We start from the raw sequence: 11,722 nt of genomic DNA on the forward strand, positions 1-11,722 counted from the left end.
CGGGGCGGTCGCGCACGCACCCCGCGCGCCTTCGCGCGCGGGGGCGCCGCGCACCGCCGCCGCCTCCGGCCGCCGGACACCCCCGACCCCTCAGCCGGAGCCGGGGGAGGTGTTCAACTCGTCGGGGAGCGAGGTGAGAGGGCTCGTGCTGCTCTCCACCACGTCCCGTGCCAGGTCGGCCACCTTCCGTCCCCGCGAGCGGGCGGACGAGCGCAGCCGCTCGAACGCCTCCCGCGGCACCATCGTGTGCCGCTCCGCCAGGACCCCGATCGCCTGCTCCACGACCACGCGCGAGTGCAGCGCGTGCTCCAGCTGCGCGATGGTGTGCCGCAGCCGCTCGACCTCGGAGGCCCCCTCGGGGGCCCGGCCGGGCGCCTGCGACCGCGGGCGGCCGGGCCCCGACTCACCGGTCAGCAGGTCCGCGAGGACCATCGCGCTCACCAGGTCGGGCACCTCCTGTCCGCTGCCCACGCGCCACCCGTTCGGGGTGCGGCGCACCACGCCGGTGTCCACCGTGTCGGCGACCGCTATGTCATGAGACCTCATGTCGTCCCCCAACTCAACACTCCCCGTCGTCCTCGTCCGAGCCCTGGTAGCGCCCGAGCGCCGTCGGAGGAGTCCCGTCGTCGGTCACGATCGGGGCCCATGACACGGAACGCGGTCACACCCCGGGGTGCGACCGCGGCACGCGTACCGTCCTACGACAGCTCGGCCAGCTTCTTCTTCACCTGAGCGAGCGACGGGTTCGTCATCGCCGACCCGTCGCTGAAGACCAGCGTCGGCACCGTCTGGTTGCCGCCGTTGACCTTCATGACGAGGTCGGCGGCCTCCGGGTGCTCCTCGATGTTCACCTCACCGCCGGTGATCCCCTCGCGGGAGAGCTGGCTCTTGAGCCGCTTGCAGTACCCGCACCAGGGGGTGGTGTACATCGTGAACTGTTCGGTCGCCGTACTCGTCATCTCGCTCACGTCCTTCTGTCTACGATCGCTGGTATTTCGTCCGGTCCAACATCTCAACACCGAGTGGTCCGGCCCGCTTCCCGCGACCGTGCGACACAACGTGGGACGCCTCACAGGCCCAACTGGTTCTGGAATGTGTCATTCCGCTCGATCGGGGCAGAGTGCCGATCCGCTCGCCGCCACAACCGATACTTGAGAGACTGTGCCCCCGGACATCATCCCCGTCCCCGCACCCGAACAGCCGCCCCGACCACAGCAGGAGCACCATGGACCCCGACCGCGTCCTGGAGGGACTGGACCCGGAGCAGACCGAGGCGGCGCGTGCGCTGCGCGGCCCCGTGTGCATCCTGGCCGGCGCCGGAACAGGGAAGACCAGGGCCATCACCCACCGGATCGCCCACGCGGTCTCCAGCGGGGTGGTCTCCGAGCAGCAGGTGCTCGCGGTCACCTTCACCGCACGCGCCGCCGGTGAGATGCGCGGGCGGCTGCGCGGGCTCGGAGCCCCCCGCGTGCAGGCCCGCACCTTCCACGCCGCCGCACTGAGGCAGCTGTCGTTCTTCTGGCCGCAGGTCATCGGCGGCGAGAAGCCCACCCTGATCGAGAGCAAGCTCCAGGCGGTCGCCCGCGCCGCCAACTCCGTGGGCGTGCAGCCCGACCGCACCGGGCTGCGCGACCTGGCCAGCGAGATCGAGTGGGCCAAGGTCACCCAGGTGCGGCCCACCGACTACGAGAAGACGGTCGCCAAGACGAGCCGCCAGGCCCCCATGCCCCCCGGCGAGATCGCCCGGGTCTTCGAGGCCTACGAGGCGCTGTGCCGCGAGCGCAACCTGCTCGACTTCGAGTCCATGCTCGAGCTCACCGCCGGGATGATCAACGAGTACCCGGCCATCGCCCAGCGCGTGCGGGACCAGTACCGCTACTTCGTCGTCGACGAGTTCCAGGACGTCAACCCGCTCCAGAAGCTCCTCCTCGACGCCTGGCTGGGCGACCGCGACGACCTGTGCGTGGTCGGCGACCCGAGCCAGACCATCTACTCGTTCGCGGGCGCCACCCCGGGCTACCTCACCGGGTTCGCCGCGCGCTACCCCCACGCCACCGTGGTCCGGCTGGTCCGCGACTACCGCTCCACGCCCCAGGTGGTGCGGGTCGCCAACCACGTCATCGCCCAGGCCCGCGGCACCACCTCGGCCGGCCACCTGACCCTGCAGGCGCAGCGGCCCGACGGGCCCGACCCCATGTACCAGGAGTACGAGGACGAGCCCGCCGAGGCCACCGGGGTCGCCCGCAAGGTCAGCGTCCTCCTGGAGAACGGGACGCCCGCCGGCGAGATCGCGATCCTGGTGCGCACCAACTCGCAGTCGGCCGCCTACGAGCAGGCGCTGGCCGACGAGGGCGTGCCGTTCACGGTGCGCGGCACCAAGCGGTTCTTCGAGCGGCCCGAGATCAAGCAGGCCGTGCACACCCTGCGCGGCGCCCGGCACGAGGCCGCGGGGGAGGCCCCCGAGCCCCTGGTGCACACGGTCCGGCAGCTGCTCGGACAACTCGGGCTGACCGACCAGGCCCCCGAGGGCCGCCAGGCCCGCGAGCGCTGGGAGTCGCTCGCGGCGCTCGCCCAGCTCGCGGAGGACATGGCCGCCAAGCCCGCCCCCGACGGACGCGCGGTCACCATGGCCGACCTCGTGGACGAGCTGGAGGTGCGCATGGCCACCGAGCACGCGCCCGGCTTCGAGGGCGTCACCCTCGCCTCCCTGCACTCGGCCAAGGGCCTGGAGTGGGACGCCGTCTTCCTGGTCGGCCTCACCGAGGGCATGATGCCGATCATCTACGCGGAGACCGACGAGCAGGTGGAGGAGGAGCGCCGCCTGTTCTACGTGGGGGTCACCCGCGCCCGCGAGCACCTGGCGATGTCCTGGTCGCTGGCGCGCTCGCCCGGCGGGCGCAAGAGCCGCAAGCCCTCCCGGTTCCTGGACGGGCTCCGGCCCGCCTCGCCGTCCACGTCCGCCAGGCGCGCCGAACGCCGCAAGGGCGGCGTGGCCCGCTGCCGCGTGTGCGGGAACGCCCTGGGGGAGACCGCCGAGCGCAAGCTGGGGCGCTGCCTCGACTGCCCGTCCAGCTACGACGAGGCCCTGCTGGAGCGGTTGCGCGACTGGCGCCGCGCCAACGCGCAGGAGCAGAAGGTCCCCGCCTACGTCGTCTTCACCGACGCCACCCTCCAGGCCATCGCCGAGCAGGAGCCCACGAGCGTCTCCCAGCTCTCCGCCGTGTCCGGGGTGGGCGCCGTCAAGCTCGATCGCTACGGTGAGGCGGTACTCGCGCTGGTCTCGGGCGCGGAGCCGGCGGACGTCATGGGCGACCCGGCCGGTGACAACGGGGAGGAAGCAGCGGATGACTGAGAGCGCCGACGAGCAGACGCGGGGCCAGTCCCTGGAGGGTCTGCTGGCCGTCCTCGACCTGGAGCAGATCGAGGTGAACATCTTCCGGGGGAGCAGCCCCGCGGAGGGACCGCAGCGCGTCTTCGGCGGACTGGTCGCGGGCCAGGCGCTGGTCGCGGCGGGACGCACCGTTCCCACGGAGCGCCACGTGCACTCCCTCCACGCGTACTTCATACGCCCCGGGGACCCCGAGGTGCCGATCGTCTACGAGGTGGACCGGGTCCGCGACGGCCGCTCGTTCACCACGCGCAGGGTGGTGGCCGTCCAGCACGGAAAGCCGATATTCACCCTGTCGGCCTCCTTCCACAAGGAGGAGCCCGGGCTCGACCACCAGATCCCGATGCCCGACGTGCCGCCGCCGGAGGACCTCCCGAGCGCGCGCGAGCGCCTGCAGGCCGCCTTCGGCAAGGTGCCGGGGTTCGTGCGCTGGCACCCCATCGAACTGCGCCCGGTGGGTCCGCTGTCCTTCGAGGCCGAACGCGACCCGCGGCTGCGGACCGCCACCAACCCGGTGTGGCTCAAGGTGGACGGCAAGCTGCCCGACGACCGCCTCACCCAGGTGTGCCTGATGACCTACGCCTCGGACATGACCCTGTTGGACACGGTCCTGCTCAGGCACGGCCGCTCGTTCGCGGGCATCTCCATGGCCAGCCTCGACCACGCGATGTGGTTCCACCGGCCCTTCCGCGCCGACGAGTGGCTGCTCTACGCGCAGGAGGCCCCGAGCGCGCAGGGCGCCCGGGGCCTCGCCCGGGGGCTCGTGTACACGCGCGACGGCCGGCTCGTCTGCTCCGTCGTCCAGGAGGGGCTGATCCGCGTCGTGGACGCCGAGGGCGGGTCCGACGCGCTTCCGGGTTCCTGACACCGCGGAACCGCCCTGCGCGGGCCCCGCCCCCGACCGGGGGCGGGGCCCGCGCCGTCTCCCGGACCCCTCGGGGAACGGCCCCGCGGGGCCGTCCGGTAACGCTCCCGGGCCCCGCGCAATTCCCCGCCCCCCGTGGCCGGATGCGGACGTTTTCCCTGGTCAAAAATAGGTTGCCGTCTTCGCTGGGCACCCCATAGTCTGTACTCCGTCGCAATGACCGCGCCAGGCGCAGGTGGAAGACCCTGCCGCCCGACTCAGAAGGAGGTGCCCCATCAAATGACGAACTCCACGCAGACCACCGGATTCATCGCTGGCTTCGCCGTGTCGTCCCGTCAGCAGTCCCTGACGACTGTCCTGGGCACCGCCGAGAGCGGTCACGCGGGCGTCCTCGCCGGATTCGGCGAGTTCATCACCACCGGTGCCGGTCACGGCGCCAAGGACCACCGCGACGGGTGGGGGACCTTCACGTCCCGCGACCTGTCGATGGTGTCCCCGGTCGTCCCGACCGGTGTCGGCAACGGCAGTGGTGTGCCCGCCAACCCTGAGCTCGCCCTTGATCGAGGCAAGCGCATGACGGAACACGCTGAAGCTACCCGGCGCCTCTACGGCGCATCGGGGGAGTGTCCACGGAGGATTCCGGCCTAGAGCTACACGGGCCGAGAGTTTCGACCGTGGCCGCGGACCCCGACACAGGGGCCGCGGCTTTCTTTGTATCTCCGTCCGTTCCCCGTCCCCCAGGGACGAGGGAAGAGGACGGCGGCATCGCAAGTCCAGGTCCCTCACCGGACCGGTTCCGGTGACCATCACCGACCGCGTTGTACGAAACGATCAAAGATCTTGGAGGGCACCGATGCTTGCGTCGGTCCTGGAGACGCCCTGGATGGGCGACACCGAAGTTCCCTGCCGCCTCGAGCCCGACCTGTTCTTCGCCGAGGCGCCCGCCGACGTCGAGGCCGCGAAGGCCGTCTGCGGCGCCTGTCCCGTGAGGGAGCAGTGCCTGACGGACGCCCTGGAGCGGCGTGAGCCGTGGGGTGTGTGGGGCGGGCAGCTGCTCGTCTCCGGTCAGGTCGTGGCGCGCAAGCGCCCGAGGGGCCGTCCCCGGAAGAACCCCGCCCCGGTCGCGGCCTGAGGCCTCGCCCGAACTCCGCCCGCAACCCCGAGAACTCCCGAAGGACGAAGACAGATGATGTTGATGGAACTCCTGCGCCTTGCCGAACAGAGCGACGTCGAGACCCGTGAGATGCAGAGCAGAAGGCTCACGGCCCGCGTGATGCGCGCCCGCCAGCGGGAGGAGCGCCGTGCCGAACAGGCACTCATGGATCTCGCGTGGTCACGCCTGTGTTGACCCGCGGAGGTACGGCGGGATGACGGGGCGCTGAGCGTCCCGTGGTGATCACGGAGCCGGTCGGAGGCCGGGCGGGACCCCCGAGAGGGGCGACCGCCCGGTCTCATTTGTGTCTCGATCGGGAAAAGGGAGGGCTTCGCGGGTCCCGACGATGTGCTCTCGGACGAAGCCCGGACCGTGCTGGTCAGGGCAGAACGCGCGACGGGACCGTGATTTCCGGTGGGATCCCGCCTTCCGGGGATCGAGGGAAATCAATGACATAACAGGACAAGTCATATCTGTGCGGAAGCTCTCCTCTCGGCTACCGTAAAGTTCGTGCCCTCGAACACCAAAGTCGAGGTACGACGCAGTCCTCGTCGCCGACGCACGGTGTCGGCCTACAGGGACGGGGACACCACGGTCGTCCTCGTGCCCGCGACGTTCTCCCGCGCAGAGGAAAAGCGCTGGGTGGGTCGCATGCTGCAACGGCTGGAGGCCCGGGAGGGGCGCCGGCACCCCGGCGACACCGAGCTCCGCGACCGGGCGCTGGAACTGGCCCGCCGCTACCTCGGCGGCGCCGAACTCCCCGACAGCGTCCGCTGGGTCGACAACCAGAACGCGCGCTGGGGCTCGTGCACCCCCGACACCCGTACGATCCGCATCTCCCGCCGCCTCGCCGGGATGCCGTCCTGGGTGGTCGACTACGTCCTCGTCCACGAGCTGGCGCACCTGTCCATCCCCCACCACGGACGGGACTTCTGGGCCCTGGTACGCCGCTATCCCCGGGCCGAACGCGCGCGCGGGTACCTGGAGGGGTTCAGCGCCGCCTCGCGGACCGAGGCCTGCGACCACGACGAGGACGGGGAAGAGGACGAGGTGGAGGAACTGGGCATAGCCGAGGTCGCCCTGGAGGAGTAGCCCCCGCGGCCCGGCCGGGCCGCGGCACGGCTCCGGAGCGCCCGGAACCCGCATCATGCCCGTCGTCCGGTCGACGCCCTCGTCGCACGGCCCCCGCCGCCCGGATCCCGCGGAACGCGTCCGAGGGGGACGGTGGCGCGCGTCGGCGGGGCACTCCGAGCCGGGATGCGCGGACCCGTCAGGCGCGGCGCCGGATGCCCGCGGGCTCAGGCGTCCGCGGCCCTCGCGGCGCCGCGGTACGCGGCCACCGCCCCGGCGGCGGCGCGCACCAGGTCGCGCACGGAGTCGTCGGTGGGCTCCGGCAGGCCGCCGACAGGGAACCATCCCAGGTCGGCCGACTCGTCGGGGTCGCACACCAGCACGGAATCGGCCGGGGCGACCGCCGCGTACTGCACGTCCAGGTGGAAGCTGCCCCCGCCGCAGGGCACCCGGTGCCGGTCCAGCCGGACCGGGGAGGGGAGGAGCGTCACGTCCCGCAGGCCCGACTCCTCGACGGCCTCCCGGAGGGCGGCCGCCCCCAGCGTCGTGTCGTCCGGCTCGCAGTGGCCCCCGGTCTGCAACCACATCCGGTGGATCCGGTGCAGGGTGAGGACCACCCGTGAGCCGTCGGCGGAGATGATGGCGGCGCTCGCCGTCACGTGGCCGGGCAGACAGGTGCGCCACATGCCGTCCGGGTGCCCGTCCAGGTGCTCCACGTAGGAGCGGCGCAGCTCCTCCTGCCGGGCGTCGGGCGCGGTCCACGCGCCCAGCACCGCCCTGGCGTCGTCGTGCAGTGACACCTACGAGTCCTTCCCGCGGGTGTCGTCCCCGTCGTCCTCGGAGCCGTCCGCCTCCGGGGCGCCCCCGCGGTCGGGCCCCGCCCCCGGCGCGTCGCCCGTCAGCGAGGAGATGTCGAAGTCGGCGCCGCCGAAGTCCCCGCCGCCGCTGACGAACGCGTCCGGGTCGTCCAGGTCCTCGCCGGTCGGCATCAGGTCGGGGTGCTGCCACACGGCGTCCCGCCCCTCGATCCCGCGCGCCTCCTCCAGTGCGGACCACAGGGCCGACGCCTCGCGCAGGCGGCGCGGGCGCAGTTCGAGGCCGACCAGCGCCGCGAAGGTGTGCTCCGCGGGACCGCCGGTAGCCCGGCGGCGGCGGGTGGCCTCGGAGAGCGCGTCCGACTGGGGCAGGCGCCCGGACACCGCCGACGACACCACGGTCGCCACCCAGCCCTCGATGAGGGCCAGGGTGGTCTCCAGGCGGCCCAGGGCCGCCTTCTGCTGAGGGGTGTCCTCGGGCTGGAGCAGGCTCTCGCCGCCCGCGCCGCCCAGGACCTCCTGGAGCGCCTCGGGGTTGGTGAGATCGATCTCACCGAGCCGGTCCTCCAGGCCGCTGACGTCGAAGGACATCCCGTCCGCGTACTCGCTGACGAGCCGGTACACGTGCGAGCGCAGCCACGGCACGTGGGCGTAGAGGCGGTGCACCGCGGCCTCGCGCGCGGCCAGGTACAGGCGCACCTCGTCGGCGGGGACCTGCAGGCCCTCGCTGAAGCGCTCGACCCCGCCCGGCAGGAGCGCGGCGTTGCCCTCCCCGGCCAGCGGCAGCCCGATGTCGGCGGTGCCGACGACCTCGCGGGACAGCTCGCCGACCGCCTGGCCGGCCTGGCGGCCGACCATCATGCTGCCCATCTGCTGGATCATGCCCAGCAGCGGGCCGGCCACGGACTGCATCTCCTCGGGCAGGTTCTGCCCCATGGAGCGCACGGTCCTGCTCGTCAGCGGGTCGCACAGCTGGACCCACGACTCCATCGTCTTCTCGACCCACTCCGACCTGCTCCAGGCCTGGGCGGTCTGGACACCGGAAGGAAGGTCGGTAGCCTGGTCGAGCCACAGGTCAGCGAGGCGCAGGGCCTCCTCGACCTTGGCGTAGTCGGACACCGGCACGCTCGGGTCGCCCTCCTGGGCGACCGTCTGCCGTGCCACGTCCTTGGCCATCTCCCAGTTGACCCCGGACGACGGCGTGCTGCCGCCGCCCCCGGGGCCGGGGCTGGGCTGTGCCGACATCATGTCGGCGAACTGGCGCAGCATGTTGGCCATCTGCTGCGGGTCGCCGAACGGAAATCCGTCCGGCGTTCCGGAGTCCCCTCCGCCCGGGCGGCCGCTGCCGGCACCCGAGCCGGAGTCGCCAGATCGGCGTCCGGACTCGTCATCGGGATCGTTCGGCATGCTGAAACCGAAAGGCAGGTCGCTCACATCAGACCTCAGGCAGGATTAGGTTTGGTCTCCACTGTCACGTTAGCTGGGAGTCGCCCGGAGTGAATACCGAAAGCAGCCAGGTTCGCCCAGAGCACAGCCGTTCCGGAGGAGCGGGCACGGTGGTCGCTGTCACCGGTGCCGCGTCCGGAGTGGGCCGGCTCCTCGTGCAACGCCTGGCCACGCCGGAAGGTTCCACGGCCCCCCGGGAGATCGTCGCGATCGACGATCAGTTCGCCGACCTGCGCGGTGTGACATGGCGTATCGCCGACGTGTGCGACCCGGGACTGGTGTCCCGCCTCGACGGGGTCGACGTGCTCGTGCACACCGCGGACGACCGCTCCCTGGAGACCAGGCCGGCCCAGCGCCGGGCGCACAACATCCGCGCGGCGCAGACGGTCCTCACCGCCGCGGCCGCCTCGGGGGTCCCCCGTGTCATCCTCGTCACCAGCACCATGGTCTACGGCGCCGCCGCCGACAACCCCGTGCCGCTCCCGGAGAACGCCACCCGCGTCTCCGACAACAGCGACGGGCTGATGGGCGACTTCGCGGAGATCGAGGCCCTGGCCGAGCGCGCGCGCCGGGCCCACCCCAGCCTCGCGGTCACCGTGGTGAGGCCCGCCCCGCTCGTCGGCCCCGAGCTCGACACCCTGCTCAGCCGCCACTTCTCCGCCCCCCGCCTGCTCACCGTCAAGGGGCACAGGCAGCACTGGCAGTTCTGCCACGAGGACGACCTCGCCGACGCCCTGGCCTTCTGCGCCCTGCACGGCGTGGAGGGCTCCGACGGCGTCGTCGCCGTGGCGAGCGAGGGCTCCCTCACCCAGGAGGACGTGGAGGCCGTCGCCGGGATGAAGCACTTCGAGGTGCCCGCCAACCTGGCCTTCGGAGCGATACGGCGCCTCCACCAGGCCAGGATCACCCCCGCCGCGGAGGGGGAGCTCAAGTTCCTCGTCTACCCGTGCGTGGTGGACTGCGCCGCGCTGCGCGACGCGGGCTGGAAGCCCGGCCACGACAACGAGGCGGCCCTGAGGGCCCTCCTGGAGTCCAGGAGCGGCAAGCACGCCCTCGTGGGGCGCAGCCTGGGCCGCAAGGAGGTCACCATCACCGCGGCCGGGGCGGCCGGCGCCGCGGCGGCGGCCATAGGCACCGCCGCCGCCATCCGCCACCTGCGCAAACGCAAGGGCGGGTGAGGCGGGCGGTGCACGTACGGGCGCGCACGTGCCCGGAACGCGCACTCCCGCCGCGACATGGGGGAACGCCCGATTGGTACGGTCGGACCGTGGAAGAGATCACTCTGGCGTCTGTACGCGACACCCCCCTGTCGGTGGACGAGGTGCTCGCCGCGGTGTCCGACCCGCGCGCGGGCGGCACCGCCGTGTTCATCGGGACCGTCCGCGACCACGACCACGGCCGTGACGTCGCGGCGCTGTCCTACACCGCGCACCCCACGGTGGAGGCCAAGCTGCGCTCCGTCATGGAGAAGGTCCTGGCGGACACGTCCGCGCCCGGCCGTCCGGTCGTGCGGATGGCCGCGACGCACCGCGTGGGCGACCTGGAGATCGGCGACCTCGCCGTGGTCGTGGCCGCCGCCGCCGAGCACCGGCAGGAGGCCTTCGCCGCCTGCCGCAGGCTCATCGACGACCTCAAGGCCCAGGTGCCCATCTGGAAGCAGCAGGCCTTCAGCGACGGCGACGGCGAGTGGGTGGGCGAGCCCCGGCCGTAGGCGGTGCTCCGCGGGCAGCCCCGGGTCCGCGGCGGTCGGCGCGGGCGCCGGGCCCGCCGGAGGCGTCCGCGGAAGACGCCCCGGCGGCGCCCGGGTCCGGCCCGGACGGACCGGGGCGGGGACGAGCGCACCGGGCCCTCCGGCGGCAATAAGCTGTGCGCATGGTTCGTCGTGTCATGACCCTTGTTGTCGCTCTCGCCCTTCTCGTCGGGCTCGGAGCAGGCAGCCTCCTCCTCCCGCTGCCCTACCTGGTGGCGGCCCCGGGCCTCACCGTGAACACGGTCGGGGAGACCGAGGAGGGGCCCGTGATCGAGATCGGCGGGGCCGAGAGCTACGAGCACGAGGGCTCCCTGTCGATGGTGACCGTCCAGTACGCGGGCGGGCCCCAGCACCGGCTCAACTTCTTCGGCGTCGTGACCGCGTGGCTCTCGCCCACCGAGGCCGTCCTCCCCGAGGAGCTGCTGTTCCCGGCGGGGCGCACGCCCGAGGAGGTCAGCGAGCGCCAGACCGTGCAGATGAACGACTCCCAGACCAGCGCCACGGCCGCCGCCCTCAACGAGCTCGGCATGGAGTACGAGGCGGTCCCCGTGGTCAACGGGACCGTCGAGGGCATGCCCGCGCACGGAGAGGTCGAGGAGGGCGACGTCGTCCTCGCCGTGGACGGCACGGCCGTCCCCACCGTGAGCGGCGACGGCTCCGAGGAGGCCGTCGGCAGTTCGGCGGTCGTGGACCGGGTCGGTGACCGGGAGCCCGGAGAACCGGTCGGGCTCACCCTGGAGCGCGACGGGGAGACGGTCGACGTGGAGATCCCCACCGAGGAGGGCGAGGAGGGCGGCGCCGCGGTCGGCGTGCTCATCTCCGACCAGATGGACTTCCCCGTGGACGTGGACATCACGATCGGCGACATCGGCGGCCCCAGCGCGGGCATGATGTTCGCCCTGGGGATCATGGACCGGCTCAGCGAGGAGGGCCTCACCGGAGGCGTCGACGTCGCCGGGTCCGGAACCATCACCTCCGACGGCCGGGTCGGCGGCATCAGCGGCATCCCGCAGAAGATGGTCAGCGCCCAGCGCGCCGGCGCCGAGTACTTCTTCGTGGCCGCGGACAGCTGCTCCCAGGTCGCGCAGTCGGCCGCCTACGGCGAGCTGGACGTCGTGCGCGTCGAGACCCTCACGGACGCGGTCGACGCCCTGGAGACCATCCGCGGCGGCGGCGACGACCTCCCCCGCTGCGAGTAGGGGCCGCGGGCCGGGCGCGGCCGGAGCCGCCCCGC

The 11,722-nt window shown here is 72.7% G+C and carries 13 protein-coding genes; 9 read left to right on the forward strand and 4 right to left on the reverse strand.

The annotated features are described in order from the left end of the window. Positions 1-90: 90 nt before the first annotated feature. Positions 91-546, reverse strand: coding sequence for an ANTAR domain-containing response regulator (locus tag ACFQBR_RS17360; protein WP_352984343.1), 456 nt, complete (start codon positions 544-546; stop codon positions 91-93). A 152-nt stretch (positions 547-698) separates the two neighbouring features. Next, positions 699-959 carry a mycoredoxin gene (locus ACFQBR_RS17365; RefSeq protein ID WP_267950259.1) on the reverse strand — a complete coding sequence of 87 codons (261 nt, stop codon included), beginning with the start codon at positions 957-959 and terminating at the stop codon, positions 699-701. A 266-nt stretch (positions 960-1,225) separates the two neighbouring features. Between ACFQBR_RS17365 and ACFQBR_RS17370 the strand changes: the two genes are divergently transcribed. The 6 genes from ACFQBR_RS17370 (at position 1,226) to ACFQBR_RS17395 (ending at position 6,498) form a co-directional block, all read left to right on the forward strand. Next, a complete protein-coding gene (locus ACFQBR_RS17370) occupies positions 1,226-3,352 on the forward strand; it encodes an ATP-dependent DNA helicase UvrD2 (RefSeq protein ID WP_344180132.1) in 2,127 nt (708 codons plus the stop codon). Further along, complete coding sequence (gene tesB, locus ACFQBR_RS17375; RefSeq protein WP_267948258.1) at positions 3,345-4,253, forward strand: acyl-CoA thioesterase II; 909 nt, start codon at positions 3,345-3,347, stop codon at positions 4,251-4,253. The genes ACFQBR_RS17370 and tesB overlap by 8 nt, the downstream gene beginning before the upstream one ends. Before the next feature lie 279 nt (positions 4,254-4,532). After that, a complete protein-coding gene (locus tag ACFQBR_RS17380) occupies positions 4,533-4,901 on the forward strand; it encodes a hypothetical protein (RefSeq protein WP_267948259.1) in 369 nt (122 codons plus the stop codon). Between the two features lie 205 nt (positions 4,902-5,106). Next, positions 5,107-5,385, forward strand: a complete 279-nt coding sequence (locus ACFQBR_RS17385; protein WP_267948260.1) for a WhiB family transcriptional regulator — start codon at positions 5,107-5,109, stop codon at positions 5,383-5,385. Between the two features lie 54 nt (positions 5,386-5,439). Beyond that, positions 5,440-5,601, forward strand: a complete 162-nt coding sequence (locus ACFQBR_RS17390; protein ID WP_330160711.1) for a hypothetical protein — start codon at positions 5,440-5,442, stop codon at positions 5,599-5,601. Positions 5,602-5,916: 315 nt separating this feature from the next. Continuing rightward, positions 5,917-6,498 carry a M48 metallopeptidase family protein gene (locus tag ACFQBR_RS17395; RefSeq protein ID WP_267948261.1) on the forward strand — a complete coding sequence of 194 codons (582 nt, stop codon included), beginning with the start codon at positions 5,917-5,919 and terminating at the stop codon, positions 6,496-6,498. 206 nt (positions 6,499-6,704) lie between these two features. Here the strand turns inward: ACFQBR_RS17395 and ACFQBR_RS17400 are convergent, their stop codons facing one another. Both ACFQBR_RS17400 and ACFQBR_RS17405 read right to left on the reverse strand, forming a co-directional pair. Further along, positions 6,705-7,277 (reverse strand): NUDIX hydrolase, encoded by a 573-nt coding sequence (locus ACFQBR_RS17400; protein ID WP_267948262.1) that lies wholly within the window; start codon positions 7,275-7,277, stop codon positions 6,705-6,707. After that, positions 7,278-8,726: a zinc-dependent metalloprotease gene (locus tag ACFQBR_RS17405; RefSeq protein ID WP_267948263.1), complete on the reverse strand. Its 1,449-nt coding sequence runs from the start codon at positions 8,724-8,726 to the stop codon at positions 7,278-7,280. A 122-nt stretch (positions 8,727-8,848) separates the two neighbouring features. Here ACFQBR_RS17405 and ACFQBR_RS17410 point away from each other — a divergent pair, with 122 nt between their 5' ends. From ACFQBR_RS17410 to ACFQBR_RS17420, 3 genes are all read left to right on the forward strand, one after another. Beyond that, a complete protein-coding gene (locus ACFQBR_RS17410; protein WP_267948264.1) occupies positions 8,849-9,916 on the forward strand; it encodes an NAD-dependent epimerase/dehydratase family protein in 1,068 nt (355 codons plus the stop codon). 89 nt (positions 9,917-10,005) lie between these two features. Then, the gene (locus ACFQBR_RS17415) at positions 10,006-10,449 is read left to right on the forward strand and encodes a molybdenum cofactor biosynthesis protein MoaE (RefSeq protein ID WP_267948265.1); all 444 of its coding nucleotides are present in this window, start codon (positions 10,006-10,008) and stop codon (positions 10,447-10,449) included. A gap of 176 nt (positions 10,450-10,625) precedes the next feature. Continuing rightward, positions 10,626-11,687, forward strand: a complete 1,062-nt coding sequence (locus tag ACFQBR_RS17420) for a YlbL family protein (RefSeq protein WP_267950260.1) — start codon at positions 10,626-10,628, stop codon at positions 11,685-11,687. The last annotated feature ends 35 nt before the right edge of the window (positions 11,688-11,722 follow it).

This window comes from Nocardiopsis tropica (assembly GCF_042660575.1).
Classification (GTDB): domain Bacteria; phylum Actinomycetota; class Actinomycetes; order Streptosporangiales; family Streptosporangiaceae; genus Nocardiopsis; species Nocardiopsis tropica.